The following is a 19,754-nucleotide window of genomic DNA, read 5'->3' on the forward strand; positions in this document are numbered from 1 at the left end:
CCCCAGACTGGAACCATGACACACAAGCTTTTCAGCCGCGCATCAGCTGCCACTCTCACGATATTGGCACCCCTGACCTTCACCGCCTGCAGCTCCGAGACGGACACACCACCCGTCATCACCATCACGCAGACCACCGTGGTGGAAGAGCCCTCCTCCTCAAACACCGCTGACACCGCCACACCGCCTGCCAAGCAGCCAGCGCAGCACAACAATGCGGACGCGTGTGCCCAGCTCCCCAATGACCCGCGCGAGGCATACCCTTCCAACTCGACGCCCGGGCGCATGCCCGCTGATGATGGCAGCGACTCCAACTACTGGATCGAGGACATCGACAATGCCTACGACCCATGTCAGCGTTTGAGCTGGATCATCTTCCGCGGCTCACTCGGAGACAAGGAGCGCCCAGCAGGCACCGGCGCCTCCATTACCGACGGAGTAGCGTTCTACGTCGACGGCAAACCGGTCAAAGAGATGAAGGCTTTCGGCCGCGTCGACAGCATCACTCCACTCAAGGACGACGGAGCCATCTTCGCATGGTCAGGGCGCGGCGATTACACAGCCGAAGGCTTCGTCAACCACTACTCTGCGGAGATCCGCGTCACCGACGCGGGCATCGCAGCGGTCTCCGGGGACACGGAAAAGTTTCACGAACACTGGGACTATCGCGTCAGCTACCTGCTGGGCACGTATGATTAAGCACGTCCCCGCGACGCATTTTCATGCACCCCTCGTTATGAGAATCGCTGGGACCTACCGGCAAGTTGTAACATAGGGTGGCAAAATCCGATATATTTCGGCAAAGCTCAGACTCTTTGAGAAAGACGGGATTTTTTGTGCCTACTCAGAATCAGCAAGTGACCAAGGTGCTGGTTGCAAACCGCGGCGAGATTGCGGTGCGCATCATCCGTGCTGCCCAGGATGAAGGCATCGCGTCCGTTGCGGTGTATGCAGACAGTGACGCGGCCGCACCATACGTCTCCCTTGCCGATGAAGCGTTTGCCCTCGGCGGGGAAACCGCCGCAGAGACCTATCTGGACATGGCGAAGCTGCTCAAAGTGGCGGCTGATTCGGGCGCGGACGCCGTTCACCCCGGCTACGGTTTCCTCGCGGAGAATGCTGAATTCGCACAGAAAGTTATCGACGCCGGTTTAACCTGGATCGGCCCCTCCCCTGAAGCGATCGCGACCCTGGGCGACAAGGTCGCTGCCCGCGCCATCGCCGAAGCTGTCGACGCCCCGATGGCACCCGGTACGAAAAAACCCGTCGCAGATGCCGACGAAGTCCTCGCGTTCGCGGACGAACACGGCCTGCCAATTGCGATCAAGGCCGCATACGGCGGCGGCGGACGCGGAATGAAGGTCGCGCACACGCGTGAGGAAATCCCAGAACTGTTCGAATCCGCAACCCGTGAAGCCATCGCAGCGTTCGGCCGCGGCGAGTGCTTTGTGGAGCGCTACCTGGATAAAGCCCGCCACGTTGAGGCCCAAGTGCTGGCGGATCAGCACGGCAACGTCGTGGTCGTCGGCACTCGCGATTGCTCTCTGCAGCGCCGGTTCCAGAAGCTGATCGAGGAAGCCCCCGCACCGTTCCTCACCGATGAGCAGCGGGAACGGATCCACCGCTCTGCCGAAGCAATCTGCAAAGAGGCCGGGTACTACGGCGCCGGTACCGTGGAGTACCTGATTGGCGCTGACGGCCTGGTGTCCTTCCTTGAAGTTAATACTCGCCTGCAGGTGGAGCACCCGGTCACAGAGTTGACCACGGACCTCGACCTTGTCCGCGAACAGTTCCGTATCGCTCGCGGTGAGAAGCTCAGCATCACGGAAACTCCAACTCCGCGCGGGCACGCATTCGAATTCCGCATCAACGGTGAGGACCCAACAGCCAACTTCATGCCATCTCCCGGCCCAATCAACGTGTACCGTGAGCCAGCCGGTCCTGGTGTGCGCGTGGACTCTGGAGTGCGCGAAGGTTCTGCGATTAACGGACAGTTCGATTCGATGCTGGCCAAACTCATCGTGTACGGCGCCACTCGCGAAGAGGCACTGCGCCGCGCACGCCGCGCGCTTGCTGAATACACCGTTGCAGGCATCCCGACTGTCATCCCATTCCACCGCGCAATGGTGGAACACGACGCCTTTGTCGGCGACGGCTCCTCGTTCGACGTCTACACCCGCTGGATCGAAGAGGCCTGGGACGGCGAGATGCCAGGAATCACTGCGGCTGATGAAGACGCTGTGGAGGGCGAAGAGGGCGTCGATAAGCAGGTGTTCGCAGTGGAAGTTGATGGGCGCCGCATCGAGGTCGCCCTGCCTTCCGCGCTTGTGCCTGGTGCGGGCCCTGCCCGTAAACCGAAGAAGCGCCGCGCATCCGCAGCGAAGAGCGCAGCATCCGGCGACACTGTGACCGCCCCGATGCAGGGAACCTTGATCAAAGTCAACGTGGCAGAGGGCGACACCATCGCAGAAGGCGACGTGCTTGTTGTACTCGAGGCTATGAAGATGGAAAACCCTGTCAAGGCGCATAAGGACGGCGTGGTCACTGGCCTGTCCGCCGAGCAAGGCTCGCAGGTAACGAAGGGCGCGGCACTGATGGAGCTGAAGTAGCCGATGGAGTTTCACTTCCGCCGCGCCACCGAGTCCGACCGCACCTACCTCGAGCGCATCTACTTCCTCGCCGAGGCCCACGGTGACGAGTCGAGCGAACTGTTCACCGACTACCCCACCTACGCCGCTGGCTACATCGGCGACTGGGACCCGGAGCGCGACGGCGGCATCATCGGCTACGACGCCCTCGGCATACCAGCTGGTGCAATCTGGCTGCGGTTCTGGGAGGATGCTTCCGCCGTCGGGTGGGCGAACCTCGGGCCTGATATCCCAGAGTTCGCCATCGCGATTGAAGCCCGCGTGCAAGGCAAGGGCCTGTCACGCACGATGATTGAGCAGGCCTGTGAGCTCGCGCGCGACAAGAGCGCCCGGCAGCTCGCACTCTCTGTCGACGCCGACAACCCCAAAGCCCGCCACGTCTACGAAAAGTTTGGCTTCCGGGACGTCCCCGACGCCCCGCGCCCGGGCACGATGGTTATCGACCTCTAGCTGCCGCGATCGAGCGCCAGGACTCCACGATGGAAACGATATCTGGCGCGGCTGCAACCAGCACGCCCAGGACAATAGCCAGCACGGCAGGAAGCACGCCGCGCGCCGCGGAGCCATCCTCGGAGGACAGCGATTCCAGCCGCTTTCCTAGCTGAGCGCCCGCGTTCGCGGCGGTTTCTACTGGGCGCTGCGCGGTATGTGTAACTGGGCCGTCGATACGAAACTTGCGCTTGAGCACACTGATTTCCTCATCAACGCTGTAGTCCCTGCCGTCTTCCGGGTGCACCGCCCGCGCGAGGCCCCGCGATCCGGAGGAGGACGAGATCTTGCTGATGCCCGAGTACGGCCCGATCATGCCCTTGCCTTCGACCCAGACGGGCGCGCCGGAGTCACCGGCCTGGCCGTCCGGCAGCGTTGCAAACACCGTGTTGCCGAGGCGAGCGGCAAACGTGCCACAGCGCTTCGTCTTGGACACCCCGCCGTACGTGCACACGCGATCCTTCGAGGTCAACTCCGTGCCCGGGGAGATACGCGCGTCTCCGCTCAGCCAGTTCGGGCCGAGTGCCACGCCGTCGTCCCACAGCACCATCGCCCAGTCGTTGGCGGTGTAGCCTTCCTCATCGCGGTAGAGCGGCGAAGGGAGAAACGTTCCGGTAAGGCCTTCGGCACCGTTGACGGTGACCCGGTCCCCGTTGTGCCCGCAGTGGGCGCTGGTGTAGCTCACGCCCTGGTCTGGATCGTTCATCGCGACGGTGCACTTCGTGTTGCCGCCAACCACGATCAGACCACCCTGCTGCACTACCGACGCCGCCACCGCGGCACCGTGCGAAACGCCGAGGACCAACGCCACGGCGATCGCCCCGATGCCACGTGTCATTCCTCCTCGCATAGGCCACAGGGTACCGCACTGCCCGAACTGCACCTATCTGCATCTACCTGTGCAACCCGCGTTACAGTAGGCACCATGACACAAAACAAGTCGTTTACCCTGCGCCAGGCCACCGAGTCTGACCGCATGTACCTTCAGCGCTTGAACTTTCTCGCGGACGTGTTCGGGGATGAGACCGCGCCCGTCGGCCACGAGGAACGCCTCGGAGTCACCGACTACGTGGACCACTGGGATCCCGAGCGCGACGGCGGAATTATCGCATGCGACGAGTTCCGCACCCCGGCCGGTGGGGTGTGGCTCCGCTACTGGGATGACCCCGACGAAGGCCACGCCAACCTCGGGCCCGACGTGCCGGAGCTGGCCATCGCTGTGGAGCGCCGCTTCGCCGGGCACCGGCTGGGCGCGAAGTTGCTGCGCGCGGTCGTCGAGCTCGCAGCGCAACAAGGCGCGCCCCGCGTCGCTCTCTGGGTTGACCCAGACAACGAGCGTGCGCGCCACCGTTACGAGCAGTTCGGCTTCACCGCAGTTGCCGACGTTGCCAATGTCATGGTGTTTGACTGCAACGTCGGCTAGCTGAAGACGAGGAACCTCTTAGGAGATAACGACGACCAGGTCGCCGCCCTCCACCTTGGTTGCCTGCGTGAAGGCGACTCGCTCAATTGTGCCGTCCTTCGTGGCGGAAATTGCGGCCTCCATCTTCATCGCCTCAATCGAAGCAACTTGGTCGCCGGCTTTAACCTCATCGCCTGGCTTGACAGTCACGTTCACCACACCAGCGAACGGCGCTGCAACGTGGCCTTCCTGCGACGGATCTGCCTTCTCCACTTCGGCGACCGTGGACTCGGCGTTCTCATCCCTGACCTGCATCGGGCGGATCTGGCCGTTGACGGTCAGGATGACCTGGCGCATACCCTTCTCATCGGGCTCGCCCACAGCGTCAAGGTTGACCACGAGCGGTGGCAGGTGCTCGTCGCGCTCGCCGTACCAAATCATCGTCTCTTCGCCTTCAACGAGGCCGTAGAAGAAGGTGCGGTCAGACAGGTGGTCCGTGATGCCGTAGGTGCGACGGTGCTCCAGGAATTCCTTGTACTGCTTCGGGAACAGCAACTGATCCAGCGCGGCACGGCGTGTCACGTGCTCTTCAGAGGCAAGGTCACCGGCGAGTGCTTCCGGCACCTGCACCGTGTGGTCTACTTCCTTGCGGTCCTCGAGCGCCTTATCGCGCAGCAACGGCCAACCACCCGGAGGTGTACCCAGCTCACCCTGCAGGAAGCCAATGACGGACTCGGGGATGTCGTACTTGCGCGGGTTCTCCGCGAAGTCCTTCGGGTCCACGCCCGCACCCACCAGGTGCAGCGCGAGGTCACCAACAACCTTCGAGGACGGCGTCACCTTCGTCGGGCGCCCCAGAATCTCGTTCACCGCGGCGTAGTAGTCCTCGATGAGCTCGAAGCGGTTGCCCAGCCCCAGTGCCTTCGCCTGCGTACGCAGGTTAGAAAGCTGGCCACCAGGAATCTCGTGCTTGTACACGCGGCCGGTCGGGCCGGGAATACCGGACTCGAACGGTGCGTAGACCTGACGCACGGCCTCCCAGTACGGCTCAAGGTCACTGACAGCCTGCAGGTCAATGCCGGTGTCGCGCTCGGTGTTCGCGAACGCAGCAACGAGTGCGGACAGCGAAGGCTGCGAGGTGGTACCCGCCAGCGGTGCCGACGCCACGTCCACAATGTCCGCGCCAGCATTTGCGGCCGCCAGGTAGGTCGCCAGCTGGCCGCCAGCCGTGTCGTGGGTGTGCACGTGCACCGGCAGGTCGAAACGCTCGCGCAGCGCCTTGACCAGCTTCGCTGCGGCACCAGGGCGCATCAGGCCCGCCATGTCCTTGATCGCGAGGACATGCGCGCCGGCGTCGACAATCTCTTCTGCCAGACGCAGGTAGTAGTCCAGCGTGTAGATGTCCTCAGCAGGATCAAGCAGGTTGCCAGAGTACGCCATCGCAACCTCGGCGACGGTGGTGTTGGTCTCCAGGACAGCCTCGATCGCTGGACGCATCTGAGAGACGTCGTTCAGCGCGTCGAAGATACGGAAGATATCAATGCCTGACGACGCCGCTTCGTTCACGAACGCCTTCGTCACCGAATCCGGGTACGGGGTGTAGCCCACCGTGTTGCGGCCACGCAACAGCATCTGGATGTTGACGTTCGGGATAGCCTCACGCAGGGCGTCGAGACGCATCCACGGAGACTCGTGGAGGAAGCGCATGCCCACGTCGTAGGTGGCGCCGCCCCACGCCTCCACCGAGGCGAGCTGCGGCGTCATGTGGCCAACGTGCTTTGCCGCAGCAACCAGCGTGTTCGTACGGATACGCGTTGCCAGTAGCGACTGGTGCGCATCTCGGAACGTCGTCTCAGTGACGCCAAGTGCGGTCTGGTTGCGGATCTTCTCTGCCCACTTGGTCGGGCCAAGCTCCAGCAGGTCGTCGCGGGAACCGCGTGGCAGATCGCCGTAGTCGAACTCTGGCAGCTTCTTGGAAGGACGGATCGAGGTCGGACGTGGACCGTTCGGCTTATTGACGGTCACGTTCGCCAGGTAGTCGAGGATCTTGCCTGCATCGTCCGCTGCTGCGGGCGCCTCAAGCAGGTGCGGGTGATCGTTGATGAAACTCGTGTTGATGCGCTTGTAGCGGAAATCCTCCTCGGACAGCAGCGCGCGTAGGAAGCCAATGTTGGTGGAAACACCGGTGACGGTGAACTCGTTGAGCGCGCGCAGCGCACGATCAACCGCGACCTGGAAGTTGCGTCCGCGGCAGGTCATCTTCACCAGCAGCGAGTCGAAGTTCGGGGTGATCTCAGTGCCGACGTTTGCGGAGCCGTCGAGACGTACACCTGCGCCACCTGGCGAGCTGTAGCCGGTGATCACGCCGGAGTCCGGGCGGAACCCGTTGTTCGGGTCCTCGGTGGTGATGCGGCACTGCAGCGCAGCACCGTTCATCTCGATGAGGTCCTGGCTGAGGTGCACGTCCTCGAGCTTCGCCCCCGCGGCGATGTACATCTGGTTCTTCACGATGTCCACGCCGGTGATTTCCTCGGTGACGGTGTGCTCCACCTGGACACGCGGGTTCATCTCGATGAAGACATGGTTGCCGTTTTCGTCGACGAGGAATTCGACCGTGCCGGCGCCTTCGTAGTTGATTTCCTTACAGAAGTTCACCGCGTCCTGGCAAATGCGCTCACGCTGTTCCTGCGTGATGTGCTGCGCCGGGGCGATCTCGACGACCTTCTGGTGGCGGCGCTGCAGGGAGCAGTCGCGCTCAAACAGGTGCACCACGTTGCCGTAGGAGTCGGCCATGATCTGCACCTCGATGTGCTGCGGGCGGATGACCGCGCGCTCGAGGTACACGTTGCCGTCGCCAAATGCGGCCTCGGCCTCGCGGGACGCCTCGGCTGCGAGGCGCTCAACGTCCTCAATCTTCTCAACGAAGCGCATACCGCGGCCGCCACCGCCGGCAACTGCCTTCACGAAGATCGGGAAGGTGAAGTCCTTCGCAAGCTCAGCGAGATGCGCCGGATCAGTCGACGGCTCGGAGTCTTTCAGCGTCGGCAGCCCGGCGCGCTCAGCCGCATGCACCGCGGCTGCCTTATCGCCGGTCAGCTCGAGTGTTTCTGGGCTTGGGCCGATGAACTTAATGCCGTTGTCGCGGCAGGCGCGCGCAAGCTCCGCGCGCTCCGAAAGGAACCCGTAGCCTGGGTACACTGCATCGGCGCCGGTCTCTTTCGCAGCCCGGATAATCTCATCGATGTCGAGGTACGCCTTGACAGGCTGCCCCTCAACGCCGATTCGCACGGCTTCGTCGGCGAACGGTCGGTGGTATGACTTGCGATCCTCACGCGGGTACACCGCGACGGTCTTCGCACCCGTTTCGAATGCTGCTCGGAAAGCACGCACCGCGATTTCGCCACGGTTTGCTACCAAGATCTTTTTGAATGCCGGGAGGTCATTCAGGGGGAGCTGCTCCATCGATGCAATCCTTCCATACTGTGACATGCGTGACAGTTTGCATGTTATTTGGTTGGCCTGACAATCTTAACGCAGGTCGGCGCTACATCACGGGAAAATGCAGAATTGCATTCGGTCCCCCAGCGATTACCCCCTATGTTGGGGCCCGCACTCAACGCTGCTTCAGGTGAAAAACAAACAAAACGGATGGCCCACCGCGCAGGCAGGCCACCCGTCGGTAAATGCTTACTGCGGCTGGTAGGTGCCGTCGAGATGACGCTCCTCCGGGCCGTTGTACGCGGACAGCGGGCGAATCAGCGAGTTGTTCTCGAACTGCTCGATGATGTGAGCCGTCCAGCCCGTGATGCGGCTCATCACAAACAGCGGTGTGAAGAACTCGATGTCAAAGCCCAGGATGTAGTAGGACGGGCCGGACGGGAAGTCCAGGTTCGGGCGGATGTTGATGGACGTGTTCTCGTACATCGTCTTCGCCATGATGTCGTAGATTTCCACCCACTTCTCGGCGCCCTTGTCCTTGTGCTCTGCTGCAAGCTTCTTGAACGCAGCTTCCATGGTCGGCACACGCGAGTCGCCCTTCTTGTACACGCGGTGGCCGAAGCCCATGACAAGCTCCTTGTTCTTCAGTTTGTTCAGGCACCACTGCTCAGCGTTGGCTGGGTCGTCGATTTCCTTCATGTGGTGCATGACGAACTCGTTCGCGCCACCGTGCAGCGGGCCCTTCAGCGCGCCGATCGCCGCGGTAATCGCGGACCACGCGTCGGACTGCGTCGAGGTCACCGTGCGCGCGGTGAACGTGGAGGCGTTGAAGGAGTGCTCCGCGTAGAGAATCATGGTCTTCTCAAACGCCTCAATATCCGACGGGATGGTTGCCGGTGAGCCCTCTTCGTCACCAAAGACCATCCAGAGGAAGTTCTCCGAGAACCCCTTGTCCTTGCTCGGGGCGATGTATCCCTTGCCCTGACGGCGGCGAATATCAGTTGCGACGATCGTCGGCAGCTTTGCCAGCAGCTCGGTGCCGATCTTACGGATGTGATCAGCGTCCGGAGTGAACTTGTACTCGTCGCGGGTGCCAAGGAAGGACACTGCGGTGCGCAGCACATCCATTGGGTGGCAGTCCTTCGGCAGGTAGTTGATCACCTGGATGAGTTCCTCATCGATGTCTCGGTTATTCATGCAGCCGAGACGGAACTGTTCCGCGCCTTCCTTGTCTGGCAGTTCGCCGTTCCACAGCAGGTACGCGACTTCCTCGAAGGTGCAGTGTTCTGCCAGCTCGTGGACTGGGTAGCCGTAGTACAGCAGGGAGTTGGTCTCCGGGTTGACCTTGGAGATTGCGGTGTAGTCCGCAACGACGCCAGCGAGGCCCTTCTTGATTTCTTGAGTGGTCATGGGATGAGTCCTTTCGGGATAGTGATTAGGATGAGAGTTGAGTGCTAGAGCTACTCGAACGTGGATGAGTAGGTGTCCTTCGAGTAGGTGAAGACGGACTGGTCAAATTGGTTGAAGTCTTCGTACTTGACCAGCTCGTACAGGCGTGACCTGTGCTGCATACGGTCGAGCCACGGCTCCTGCGTGCCGGTTTCCGCGATGTCGCGAAGCATGGCTTCGGTCTGGCCCATCGCGAGGCGGAACGTGGTCACTGGCCAAATCACGGCGTTGTAGCCAAGGTCTTGCAGCGCGCCGGCCGAAAGCAGTTTGGTCTTACCGAACTCAGTCATATTGGCCAGCAGCGGAATGTCGACGGCCTGACGGAAGGTTTCGAAGTCCTTCTCGGTGTACAGCGCTTCGGTGAAGATGAGGTCCGCGCCGGCATCGGCGTAGGCCTTGGCGCGCTCGATCGCGGAGTCAATGCCTTCGATGCCTGCTGCGTCGGTTCGAGCGCAGATGACGAAGGCGTCGTCGTGACGCTCCCGGACAGCGGCGCTGATGCGTCGCACCATCAGGTCGCGCGGTACGACCTCTTTGCCGTCGAGGTGCCCACAGCGCTTCGGGTTGACCTGGTCTTCCAGGTGCAGCGAGGCAAGCCCCGCGCCTTCGAACTCAGCCACGGTGCGTGCGGCGGACATCGGTTCGCCGAAGCCGGTGTCGGCGTCGATAAGCACTGGGAGGTTCGTAGCGCGAGCGATGTGACCGCCACGCTGCGCGACCTCCGTCAGAGTGGTCAGCCCGATATCCGGCAGGCCCAGGTCATTTGCGAGCACCGCGCCGGAAACATAGACGCCTTCGAACCCACCGATGTCTTCAATCAGCCGAGCCGTCAGCGGGTTGAACGCACCGGGCAGCTTTGTAATTTTCTCGGACTCGAGCGAGGCCCGCAGCGCCAGGCGGCGCTCATTCGGCGTTGTATCAGGAACAAACATCTTAGAAAATCCCTCCCGGAATCTGAGGAGCGTTAGCCTTCGTTTCTGCGTTGACCTTGATGTTGAGCTTGCTCAAGTCGGTGAGCTGCTCCAGGTTCTGCACGTCCGCAAGGAAGCGATCCTGCTCTTCCTTATCGACGATCCCCTCCGCCAGCGTGCGGAACTTCTGGATGTACTGCTCACGGGCGAACGGACGCGCCCCCAGTGGGTGCGCATCCGCCACGGCCATCTCGTCCTCGATGACGGTGCCGTCGTTGAAGGTGATGACAGCCTTCGCACCGAACGCCTTCTCGTTCGGATCCTGCGAGTGGTAGCGGCGCGTCCACTCCGGGTCCTCCACCGTGGAGATCTTGTGCCATAGCGTTACCGTCTCTGGGCGGTTCGCACGTTCAGGAGCGTAGGAGTCGACGTGGTGCCACGTGCCGTCCTCGAGCGCGACTGCGAAGATGTACATGATCGAGTGGTCCAGCGTCTCGCGGGTCGCGGATGGGTCCATCTTCTGCGGGTCGTTCGCGCCGGTGCCGATGACGTAGTGCGTGTGGTGCGAGGTATGCAGCACGATGGACTCGATGTCGGCGGTGGACTTGCCTGCATCCGCAATGGTCTGCTTCATGCGGCGCGCCAGGTCGATCGGTGCTTGCGACTGATACTCGGCCGAGTGCTCCTTCGTGTAGGTCTCCAGGATTGCGCGCTTCGCCTCACCGTCCGCCGGCAGTGGCACGATGTAGGTGCGTTCTGGGGAGTGCAGCATCCACGCGATGAAGCCGTCTTCGCCTTCCCAGATCGGTGCAGGTGCGCCCTCGCCGCGCATCGCACGGTCAACGGCCTCGATGCCCATCTTGCCCGCGAAAGCTGGAGCGGACGCCTTCCAGGAAGAGATGAGGCCCTTACGGGACTGGCGCGTCGCAGTCGTCGTGTGCAGCGCCTGACCCACCGCCTGGTAGATGGTGTCGACGTCCAGGTCCAGCATGGTACCCAGACCAGCTGCAACTGACGGGCCAAGGTGTGCCACGTGGTCAATCTTCCACTCGTGCAGACACATGCCCTTCACCAGGTTGACCTGGATTTCGTAGCCGGTGGCCAGGCCACGGATCAGTGCCTTGCCGTCGAGCCCCTTGTGCTGCGCGACTGCGAGGATCGGCGGGATGTTGTCGCCCGGGTGGGAGTATTCGGCCGCGAGGAAGGTGTCGTGGAAGTCCAGCTCGCGAACCGCGGTGCCGTTCGCGAACGCGGCCCACTCTGCGGAGTAGGAGCCGTCGACACCAAAGAGCTGCGCGCCGCCTTCGACAACCGGGTGTGCCTCCGCCATCACGCGGGCAGTGGCAACTGGGCGACGACCGTAGGAAGCGACCGCGACCGCAGCGTTGTCGATGATGCGGTTGATAATCATCTCGGTCGTTTCAGCAGGAACCTCGACCGGGTCTGCCGCAACCTTTGCAATCTTGTATGCGAGGTGCTCTTCAATCGGGAAATCTTCTGCCGAACGGTGCGTGCGCACATTGTGTTCGATCATCTCGGCTCCTTCGTCTTTGCTGAAGTTCCGCATCTGCGAAACGTTGTTGATGTTGCAGCTCATACTAAGAACCAAAATGTGATGCGTGCCATGATTTTAGGCTGTAAACTTCTGCGTACAAATTCATTCGACTATGCAAACTCTGCTAACCACGCTGCGTAGACGCACAAAACCGAGGAAAGGCAACCATGGCAAAGCTGTACGCGGGGGCAAAGATACAGACGCTCCGCCGTGAACTCGAACTCACACAAGGGGAAATGGCCCGCCGGATCGACATCTCAACGAGCTACCTCAACCAACTCGAAAACGACCAGCGGCCGCTGACCGTCAGCGTGCTCCTCCAACTCACCAACGTGTTTCAGCTCTCCCCCACCTTCTTCTCCCCCGACGAAGACCAACGCGTGGTCAATGAGCTGTCCGAACTCCTCCCGCGCATCCCGCAACCGCAACTCCACGAATTCGCGCAGCGCTTCCCCGACATCGCAAATACCCTCCGGGCGCTGCCCTCTCCCGAAACAGCCGATCCCGAACACCCCCACGCGTTAGTCCGCGAGTTCTTCCAAAACCACAAGAACTACTTCCACGAACTCGACCTCGCAGCCGAACAGCTCGCCGCGCACACCGCGAACCGACAACTGCGACTGACCCGGCTCGCGGCGACCTTCGACCGTGAATACGGCATCCAGGTGCGCTTCAACCAATACGTCAACGGACCCCGCTCAACCCTGCAGCACAATCAGCGCGAGATCCGGCTGCGCACCGGCCTCACCGAGGCGCAACAGTGCTTCGAACTCGCCTACCACTACGGGCGCACCGCGTTCGCCGCACTCATCGACGAATACGTACGTGACACCTTCAACGAGGCAACACAACCCGAACCTGTCCAGCTTGCGCGCCACGGACTGGCGCAGTACTTCGCCGCTGCTGTCACCATGCCCTACGCCGAGCTGCTCAAAGCCGCCGAGGAAACCCGCTACGACATCGACGTCATCTCAGCACGCTTCGGCACGGGGTTCGAGTCCACCTGCCAGCGCCTCGCCACCTTGCAGCGCCCCGGCGCGGAAGCAATCCCATTCGTTTTCGTGCGCACCGACCGGGCGGGCAATATTTCGAAGCGCCAGTCGTCGACAGCGTTTCACTTCTCACGCCACGGCGGGGGTTGCCCCTTGTGGGTTGTGCACCGCGCGTTTGAAACCTCAAACAGGGTGACGCGCCAGGTTGCCGTCATGCCGGACGGGCGGACCTACTTGTGGATCGCGCGCATGGTGCAAGGCCCCGTCGTCGGTTTCGACTCCCCGCGCCGGGAGCACGCGGTGGTGTTGGGCTGCGATATCGCGTTCGCCCAACGCATGATTTACGCCGACGGGCTGAACATCTCCCCTGAATCAGCGACAAAAATTGGCCCCGGCTGCGCTACCTGCCCACGCGCATCGTGCCCGCAGCGAGCGTTTCCGGGGCCACCAAGCCCTCACCTGGGTACCGAGGTCGGCCCCTAGTCCAGGTCAGACTTAGCAATCAGCCTGCGCGCCGCCTCAGTAATCGAGCCCGACAGGGACGGGTAAACCGCCATCGAGTTCGCCAGCTGGCGTACGGTCAGGTCGTTGGCCACCGCGATGGTCAACGACAAAATCAGTTCGGAGGCTGTCGGGGCGACAATCACGCCACCGAGCACCTGGCCGGAGCCCTTGCGGGCGAAAATCTTCACAAAACCATGCTGGAGGGAACGCATCTTCGCGCGAGGGTTCGTCGCCAAGTCCAGCTTGTAGATGTCCGCGTCCACCTCACCGTCGGTGATCTGCTGCTGCGTCACGCCAACCGCTGCGATCTCCGGTCGGGTAAAGACCGCGTTGCCCACCGTCTTCAAACGCACCGGCGAAACCCCCTCACCCAGGGCGTGGTCGACGGCAATGCGACCCTGCTGCGCTGCGACGGATGCCAGTGGCATCAGGTCACTGCAGTCGCCCGCAGCGTAAATGCCAGCGACGTTGGTGCGCGACACACGGTCAACAACGATGTGGCCGGACGGGGCAACCTCCACACCGGCCGCCTCCAGGTTGAGGTCCGCCGTGTTCGGAATCGAACCAATGGACATCATCACGTGCGAACCGGAAATTTCGCGCCCATCCGTCGTGCGAACCACGACGCCGTCGCCAGTGTTCGTCACCGACTCCACGCGCGCGTGCTTCTCCAAGTGGACGCCACGGCCAGCCAGCACATCCTCGAGCACGTCAGCCGCATCGGCGTCGTCGTGCGGCAGAATGCGGTCACGCGACGCCACCATGGTCACCTTGACGCCCAGCTCAGCGAACGCAGAAACAAACTCGGCGCCAGTGACGCCGGAGCCGACCACGATCAGGTGCGTCGGCATTTCCTTGAGGCTGTACATCTGACGCCAGTTCAAGATGCGCTCGCCGTCCGGCTCAGCGCCTGGCAGCACGCGCGGATTCGCGCCGGTGCACACCAGCACCATGTCGCAGTCGATAATCTCGGTGTCGTTGCCCTCGCAGTGCACCTCCACGCGATGCGTCGTGTGCCCAAGCTGCTTGTCAGCAAACCGCGCACGCCCATTGATAAGACGCACACCACGCTGCTCCAACTGCGCAGCGATGTCGCTCGATTGCTTCTCGGCCAGTGCAATCACACGCGCATTCAGCGCCGTCAGCGATAGCTGGGCTTCCCCAAGGCCGTGGTTGAGGCCCATGTCGTCTGCACGGCGAAGGTCCGTCTTGATGTTGGCGCCAGCAATGAACCCCTTCGAAGGGACAACGTCCTTGCGGATAGCGGACCCGCCCAAGCCGTTGTCTTCCACAACGGTGATATCAGCTCCGTACTTTGATGCAACCAGCGCAGCCTCGTAACCAGCCGGCCCTCCGCCAATAATGACGATCTTCTTCGACACCTACATACTCCTCAACGGTCTTCGTCGTTCACACAAATACTTAGATAGTCTACACCGCTGTACGCAGCTCCGATACCATCCAATAGTTGCACTAGCTGAGGTTTTCGGCGTACTTTTCGACGACCCCTCCGAACAAGCGCACCCCAACTTCAAGGGCACGCTCATCAATATTGAGATCGCCTTGATGCAAGTCCTGCATTTCCCCTTCACCGCTCCAAGCGCCAAGCCTGAACATCGCCCCCGGTACGTGCTCCAGGTACCAAGAGAAGTCCTCGCCACCGGAAGATTGCGGCGCGGTCACCACAGCGTGAGGGTCAATCCTCCGACCTGCTTCAACACCGAGTGCGGTCGCGGCGTCATCATTCAGCACAGGTGGCACACCCCGCATGTAGTCCAGGTGATAGGTACATCCGGTCGGCGCAACCACCAGATCGATCAAGTCGGTCACCAGATCTTCGAGGATGCGCCACGTCCCGATATCCGCCGTTCGCAGGGTGCCCAGCAGCTCACCAGTCTTCGGAATCGCATTCGCCGCATCCCCCGACTCCACGTGCCCAAATACCAGCACCGTGCCCGTCCGCGGGTCGACCCGGCGCGACAACAGGGCGGGCAGCTGTGTGATCAACGCCCCGAGCGCATAGACAACGTCCGCTGAAAGCTGCGGGCGCGAGGTGTGCCCTCCAGGCCCGTTGACAGTAATGCGTAGCACATCCGACGCCGACGTGATGGCGCCCGTGCGCACACCGATTTGGCCCACGCGCAGTTTCGGCTCGGCGTGGAGGGCAAAAATGCTCGCGACGTCCTGCAGCGCACCCCACTCGATGACATCGAGTGCGCCGCCGTTCATGACTTCTTCCGCCGGCTGGAAGATGATGCGTACGCCGAGCGGCAGCTGGATCGTCGATAAGGCACACGCGAGTGCGAGCACCACCGTCGTGTGCACATCATGCCCGCACGCGTGGGACACCCCCGGGTGCTGCGATGCGAACGGCAGGCCGGTCTGTTCCGGCACTTTCAGGGCATCGATGTCGCCACGGAACGCGAGCCGCTTGCCGTCCTTCGGCCCCAAGTCAACGTAGAGCCCCGTGCCAGGAAAGAGAACTGGCTCCAGGCCGTACTCACGCAGTACGTTCGCGATGAACTCGGTGGTGGCAAACTCCTGGTTGGAAAGCTCAGGGAAAGAGTGGAAATGACGGCGCCACTCCACCATCGTCGAGTGGTGGTCCTGCACCCATTGGTCTACCGCGCGCGCAATTCCTCCGGCCGTCATTGTGTTGCTCACCCTTCACCCAGCATTTGTGCGCGTGGCTCCCACAGCGCCTTATTGTGGCACTGATTCTACGCCCACCTCCACCGATTCTTGCGACTGGTCGTGTTGCGCCTCCTGCTCCTCTCCCGCCGACAGTAGCTGCAGCGGCGAAACATCGAGCGCGGCGGCGATCCTGCAGATCGTCGAAAGCGTGGGATCAGCAGCCCTATTCCTGTTGTAGCTGTTGCGCTCCAAGTTGGAGAGCAGGGACCGCGAGATCCCCGCCCGCTCGGCCAGGTACGCCTGCGATAGCCCCTGCATGGTGCGCAGGGCGCGAATTCTCTCCCCTAATGCAAACGCGTAGCTGGCCCAGTATTGGTCCGAATCCATATCCGAGAACCGTGCGCCAAGACTTCCCTGAAAGAACACGTATACCCCCTCGTGTACGTAGCAAACTTCCAGCGATTATATCCGACGCACGGCGTTTTGACTAGAGGTCAATATTGCGTGGCCCGTAGAGCCTGTCCCCAGCGTCGCCGAGGCCCGGCACGATGTACGCATCCTCATTAAGACCTGGGTCAATAACGGCAGTGATCAGCCGCACCGACCCACCATGCTGCTTCAGCTTATCGACGCCCGGCTGCGCACTGACCATGCACACACAAGTAATGTCGTCTGCCCCGCGGCCCTCCAACAGTTCGATCGCGTGGATGAGGGAGCCCCCGGTGGCCAGCATTGGGTCGACCAGGAACACGGGCTGACCGGACAGGTCATCGGGTAACGCCTCGAGGTACGGAACCGGCTCGTGGGTTTTCTCGTCGCGCGCCATGCCAATGAAGCCGACCTGTGCGTCCGGGATCATGGACAGTGCGGGGTCAATCATGCCAAGGCCGGCGCGAATAATAGGAACGATGATTGGGGGCTTTTCCAAACGAACGCCGGTGGCGGTTGCTACCGGCGTCTTGGTTTCAAACGTTTCGGTTTTCAGGTCACGCGACGCTTCATAAATCAGCATCGCCCCCAGGTCAGCGAGTGCGGCACGAAATGCGGTGTTATCGCTTCGCTCGTCACGCATCAGTGTCAGACGGGAGGCTGCCAGGGGGTGGTCAACAACGGTAATTTCCATGATTCACATCGTAATTGAAATTCGTAGGGAACCGATGACTGACTCCGTGCGTCCAACTCATATGACTACTTTCGCTTTTGACCAATCAACTATCCATTCGCACGCTGATGCATTACGTGACGACGCGGCTGCGCTTCAGCCGCTGCCCAACGTTCCAGTGCCAAATGTGTGGCCACTCGCGGAGTTCAGCCAGGCGCTCTCACAAGCAGTAGAGCAGGAAAACGCGCGAAGTGAAGCACTCAGTGAGGAAGCAAGCCGCGTTGCGTTCGCGATGCTCAAGGCGGTGCAAGCAGCCATCAGTGTCGATGAGCGCTTCAGCCAGCGACTTCAGGCGGTGCTGTGATGGCTGCACTGGCTGCGGGTATTGACCCGATCGCGGCAGCGCAGCTCATTCTGCGACACGTTCCTGCCCCACTTCCCCAACTCCCGTTCCTTTCCACTCCCGATTTTTCTGCCATCGAGCCCCTGGCGGCATTCGTAGGGGCACACCCTGCGGGCCAAGTATTGCGCAACGCCGCCAACTTGCTGAGCAAAGATCGCGACACCATTGTCAAGGTGTTTGGCCAGGCGAGCAGCCTCGTGTTCTTTGCTGCTAAGGAACTGAGCAACATCGTGGTTGGCCTCATCAGAGACACCCAGCCGCTGATACCGTTACTGAGCAACCCCGCAACTGCGATCGGAGCGGGAATCAAGATCGCTGTCCAGGTCGGATGGGCGGTCACCCAGGCCGGGTTCACACTCAACGGACTGGCGAACGATCTCGCCCCGCTGGCCAAGCAGTTGGCGGGAATTGTCACCCACGCCGCGAACCAGCCTGCCATCGCCGCGTCTTCTCAGGCAAAAGCCGCCATGCATGAACTCGAGCGCCACATCACCGCACGCGATGTCACCCACCCGAAGCAGGAAGTCACGCAGCTTGCAGCGGTGCAGCAAGCAGGACCTCCGCCCGCTCGGGGAGGCTCGGCAGCAGGTGAAGCCGCGGTTGCGGCGGCGAAGCAGCAGCTCGGGACCAGGTACGCGTGGGGCGGTTCGGCACCGGGTGGGTTCGACTGCTCCGGGCTTACCAGCTGGGCGTATCGGCAAGCCGGTGTGGAGCTTCCACGCCTTGCCCAGGAGCAAAACATTGGGCAGCAGGTTCGCTACGAAGATCTGCAGCCGGGTGACCTCGCGGTGTGGGACGGGCACGTTGCGATGTACGCCGGTGACGGCATGCTCATCGAAGCCGGCGACCCGGTTCAGATGAATCCCGTGCGGACAGAAAACATGGGAATGGCGTTCAAAGGTTTCTGGCGCCCAACAGCGTGATAGATTTGCTGCATGATTACCCGTGCTATTTTGCCCGTCAAGCTTTCACTGACCGACGGCGATTTCTACACCCTGTGGGCGCCAACCTGGAAAGAGCACGGCTCCGAGTGGCAGGCCTTTTTCGGCGATGAAAACTCGGTGCTCGTGTTCGAATCTCCCGAGGCACTGCTCGCATACGTGAACAACACGCCGAAGCATGACCTGGCGGACCACCCGAAGTGGGAGCAGTTCTCCAGCCAGGGCGACGACCGCGTTGTACCGAATGACAAGCAGTACTTCGACATCATCGGCGCGCCTGAGTTGCTCGCTGGCCGCCCCAGCCACGAGAACGTGTCGCACCTGTCCCGCGTGCTGCAGATTTCGCGTTCCCTCGCAGAGGTCGCGGCAGCAGAGCCGGCGCTGATCTTCTTCGCCTCCCACTCGATTCTGAGCAACGTCAACCGCGGCTCGGACCACTACCAGGGCGAAAACGGCCTGGACGAGTGGTCAGGTGTCGGCCGCGTTGTGCTGGCGAACTGGGAAGACGTGGTCAAGTCCCTCGATGAGTCTGTTCGCGTCGTAAAAACGGATTCCATCGACGCCGCTGCTGTCAGCGCCGCTGCCGCCGCTATTGAGGCTGCGCAGAAGGCCCGCGAAGAAGCACAACAGCAGGCTGCAGAGAGCGAACGCGCGGATCAGGAAGCGCAAGACCCATACGATAACTCCGCGTGGGCACGCGCTGGCATCGACCCGGTGAAGGTCTCCATCCAGGGCAAGAGTGTGTACACGCTGCGCACCTACTTGGGTTCCAACCCGGTATTTTTGGGCAAGTATGGCGAGATCTTTACCTTCCCGTCCGCCAAGCACCTCGGCCGTTGGATCATCGAGAATGATGATCACGACCTGGCTGGCGTCGCGACCTGGTCGGACATCGTCACTCTTGCGAATGCCGGCGAGCTCGAGGTCACGGTCCACCCGGACAACTCCTACTCTTTCAACGGCATCGCGCAGGACATCAAGCGGGGCGTCGACAACGTCGATACCAAGCAGATGGCGAAGGCCTATGAACTGCTTGCCGATGCCGCCGACTGGGCCAAGGACGATTCGCTCAACTCCTTCCTCCTGGCAAACCCACGCATGCAGGACTACCTGGCGTACATGCTTGGCTCCACCGAGGCAGCCGGCTACGTCCCTTCAGCGCCGTTCACGGACAAGGCTGAGGCGTGGAACGAGATGGAGCTGCAGCTCATTAAGCGCTTCTCCAAGTTCTAGGCATTCCGTGGCCCACCGCAGGCACTGAAACAGGGGCACGTAAAATGTGCCAG

17 protein-coding genes are annotated in these 19,754 nt (G+C 61.9%); 8 read left to right on the forward strand and 9 right to left on the reverse strand.

All coding sequences use genetic code 11. The annotated features are described in order from the left end of the window. The first annotated feature begins 15 nt into the window (after positions 1-15). The 3 genes from BJP07_RS09920 (at position 16) to BJP07_RS09930 (ending at position 3,098) form a co-directional block, all read left to right on the forward strand. Positions 16-699 (forward strand): hypothetical protein, encoded by a 684-nt coding sequence (locus BJP07_RS09920; protein WP_071567309.1) that lies wholly within the window; start codon positions 16-18, stop codon positions 697-699. Between the two features lie 137 nt (positions 700-836). Further along, entirely contained in the window at positions 837-2,609 is a 1,773-nt protein-coding gene (locus tag BJP07_RS09925; RefSeq protein ID WP_071567310.1) for a biotin carboxylase N-terminal domain-containing protein, read from the forward strand. Positions 2,610-2,612: 3 nt separating this feature from the next. Further along, positions 2,613-3,098, forward strand: a complete 486-nt coding sequence (locus BJP07_RS09930; protein WP_071567311.1) for a GNAT family N-acetyltransferase — start codon at positions 2,613-2,615, stop codon at positions 3,096-3,098. On the opposite strand, the gene BJP07_RS09935 is transcribed toward BJP07_RS09930, so the two are convergent. After that, complete coding sequence (locus BJP07_RS09935; protein ID WP_071567312.1) at positions 3,085-3,975, reverse strand: hypothetical protein; 891 nt, start codon at positions 3,973-3,975, stop codon at positions 3,085-3,087. The genes BJP07_RS09930 and BJP07_RS09935 overlap by 14 nt on opposite strands. Positions 3,976-4,062: 87 nt before the next feature. On the opposite strand from BJP07_RS09935, the gene BJP07_RS09940 reads away from it, so the two are divergent. Further along, entirely contained in the window at positions 4,063-4,560 is a 498-nt protein-coding gene (locus BJP07_RS09940) for an N-acetyltransferase (protein ID WP_071567313.1), read from the forward strand. Between the two features lie 18 nt (positions 4,561-4,578). Here BJP07_RS09940 and BJP07_RS09945 read toward each other — a convergent pair whose 3' ends face one another. The 4 genes from BJP07_RS09945 to prpD all read right to left on the reverse strand — a co-directional run bounded on the left by BJP07_RS09945 (position 4,579) and on the right by prpD (position 11,871). After that, positions 4,579-8,028: a pyruvate carboxylase gene (locus BJP07_RS09945; protein WP_255365979.1), complete on the reverse strand. Its 3,450-nt coding sequence runs from the start codon at positions 8,026-8,028 to the stop codon at positions 4,579-4,581. Positions 8,029-8,226: 198 nt separating this feature from the next. Next, a complete protein-coding gene (locus BJP07_RS09950; protein WP_071567315.1) occupies positions 8,227-9,387 on the reverse strand; it encodes a bifunctional 2-methylcitrate synthase/citrate synthase in 1,161 nt (386 codons plus the stop codon). Positions 9,388-9,437: 50 nt separating this feature from the next. Further along, complete coding sequence (gene prpB, locus BJP07_RS09955; RefSeq protein WP_071567316.1) at positions 9,438-10,358, reverse strand: methylisocitrate lyase; 921 nt, start codon at positions 10,356-10,358, stop codon at positions 9,438-9,440. 1 nt (position 10,359) lies between these two features. Beyond that, entirely contained in the window at positions 10,360-11,871 is a 1,512-nt protein-coding gene (gene prpD, locus BJP07_RS09960) for a 2-methylcitrate dehydratase PrpD (RefSeq protein ID WP_071567444.1), read from the reverse strand. A 188-nt stretch (positions 11,872-12,059) separates the two neighbouring features. Here prpD and BJP07_RS09965 point away from each other — a divergent pair, with 188 nt between their 5' ends. Then, positions 12,060-13,367 carry a short-chain fatty acyl-CoA regulator family protein gene (locus tag BJP07_RS09965; protein WP_071567317.1) on the forward strand — a complete coding sequence of 436 codons (1,308 nt, stop codon included), beginning with the start codon at positions 12,060-12,062 and terminating at the stop codon, positions 13,365-13,367. On the opposite strand, the gene BJP07_RS09970 is transcribed toward BJP07_RS09965, so the two are convergent. The 4 genes from BJP07_RS09970 to upp all read right to left on the reverse strand — a co-directional run bounded on the left by BJP07_RS09970 (position 13,364) and on the right by upp (position 17,145). After that, complete coding sequence (locus BJP07_RS09970) at positions 13,364-14,770, reverse strand: NAD(P)H-quinone dehydrogenase (RefSeq protein ID WP_071567318.1); 1,407 nt, start codon at positions 14,768-14,770, stop codon at positions 13,364-13,366. The two genes, BJP07_RS09965 and BJP07_RS09970, sit on opposite strands and share 4 nt — an antisense overlap. 91 nt (positions 14,771-14,861) lie before the next feature. Then, the gene (locus BJP07_RS09975; RefSeq protein WP_071567319.1) at positions 14,862-16,040 is read right to left on the reverse strand and encodes an amidohydrolase; all 1,179 of its coding nucleotides are present in this window, start codon (positions 16,038-16,040) and stop codon (positions 14,862-14,864) included. Positions 16,041-16,091: 51 nt separating this feature from the next. After that, complete coding sequence (locus BJP07_RS09980) at positions 16,092-16,409, reverse strand: helix-turn-helix domain-containing protein (protein ID WP_083584217.1); 318 nt, start codon at positions 16,407-16,409, stop codon at positions 16,092-16,094. 100 nt (positions 16,410-16,509) lie between these two features. Continuing rightward, a complete protein-coding gene (gene upp / locus BJP07_RS09985) occupies positions 16,510-17,145 on the reverse strand; it encodes a uracil phosphoribosyltransferase (protein ID WP_070477655.1) in 636 nt (211 codons plus the stop codon). Here upp and BJP07_RS09990 point away from each other — a divergent pair. The 3 genes from BJP07_RS09990 to BJP07_RS10000 are packed head-to-tail and all read left to right on the forward strand — an operon-like array spanning position 17,144 to position 19,701. Further along, positions 17,144-17,488: a hypothetical protein gene (locus BJP07_RS09990; RefSeq protein WP_071567321.1), complete on the forward strand. Its 345-nt coding sequence runs from the start codon at positions 17,144-17,146 to the stop codon at positions 17,486-17,488. The genes upp and BJP07_RS09990 overlap by 2 nt on opposite strands. Further along, entirely contained in the window at positions 17,488-18,450 is a 963-nt protein-coding gene (locus tag BJP07_RS09995) for a C40 family peptidase (protein ID WP_083584201.1), read from the forward strand. The genes BJP07_RS09990 and BJP07_RS09995 overlap by 1 nt, the downstream gene beginning before the upstream one ends. Positions 18,451-18,462: 12 nt before the next feature. Beyond that, positions 18,463-19,701, forward strand: a complete 1,239-nt coding sequence (locus BJP07_RS10000) for a hypothetical protein (protein WP_071567322.1) — start codon at positions 18,463-18,465, stop codon at positions 19,699-19,701. The last annotated feature ends 53 nt before the right edge of the window (positions 19,702-19,754 follow it).

Origin of the sequence: Corynebacterium sp. NML130628 (assembly GCF_001875665.1) — a bacterium.
GTDB lineage: Bacteria > Actinomycetota > Actinomycetes > Mycobacteriales > Mycobacteriaceae > Corynebacterium.

Excerpts from the sequence above, each read along its gene's own strand:
- BJP07_RS09920 (WP_071567309.1), top strand. The coding sequence starts at position 16 with ATGACACACAAGCTTTTCAGCCGCGCATCAGCTGCCACTCTCACGATA.
- BJP07_RS09930 (WP_071567311.1), top strand. The coding sequence starts at position 2,613 with ATGGAGTTTCACTTCCGCCGCGCCACCGAGTCCGACCGCACCTACCTC.
- BJP07_RS09935 (WP_071567312.1), bottom strand. The coding sequence starts at position 3,975 with ATGACACGTGGCATCGGGGCGATCGCCGTGGCGTTGGTCCTCGGCGTT.
- BJP07_RS09940 (WP_071567313.1), top strand. The coding sequence starts at position 4,063 with ATGACACAAAACAAGTCGTTTACCCTGCGCCAGGCCACCGAGTCTGAC.
- BJP07_RS09945 (WP_255365979.1), bottom strand. The coding sequence starts at position 8,028 with ATGTCACAGTATGGAAGGATTGCATCGATGGAGCAGCTCCCCCTGAAT.
- BJP07_RS09950 (WP_071567315.1), bottom strand. The coding sequence starts at position 9,387 with ATGACCACTCAAGAAATCAAGAAGGGCCTCGCTGGCGTCGTTGCGGAC.
- prpB (WP_071567316.1), bottom strand. The coding sequence starts at position 10,358 with ATGTTTGTTCCTGATACAACGCCGAATGAGCGCCGCCTGGCGCTGCGG.
- prpD (WP_071567444.1), bottom strand. The coding sequence starts at position 11,871 with ATGATCGAACACAATGTGCGCACGCACCGTTCGGCAGAAGATTTCCCG.
- BJP07_RS09965 (WP_071567317.1), top strand. The coding sequence starts at position 12,060 with ATGGCAAAGCTGTACGCGGGGGCAAAGATACAGACGCTCCGCCGTGAA.
- BJP07_RS09975 (WP_071567319.1), bottom strand. The coding sequence starts at position 16,040 with ATGACGGCCGGAGGAATTGCGCGCGCGGTAGACCAATGGGTGCAGGAC.
- BJP07_RS09980 (WP_083584217.1), bottom strand. The coding sequence starts at position 16,409 with ATGGATTCGGACCAATACTGGGCCAGCTACGCGTTTGCATTAGGGGAG.
- BJP07_RS09990 (WP_071567321.1), top strand. The coding sequence starts at position 17,144 with ATGATTCACATCGTAATTGAAATTCGTAGGGAACCGATGACTGACTCC.
- upp (WP_070477655.1), bottom strand. The coding sequence starts at position 17,145 with ATGGAAATTACCGTTGTTGACCACCCCCTGGCAGCCTCCCGTCTGACA.
- BJP07_RS09995 (WP_083584201.1), top strand. The coding sequence starts at position 17,488 with ATGGCTGCACTGGCTGCGGGTATTGACCCGATCGCGGCAGCGCAGCTC.
- BJP07_RS10000 (WP_071567322.1), top strand. The coding sequence starts at position 18,463 with ATGATTACCCGTGCTATTTTGCCCGTCAAGCTTTCACTGACCGACGGC.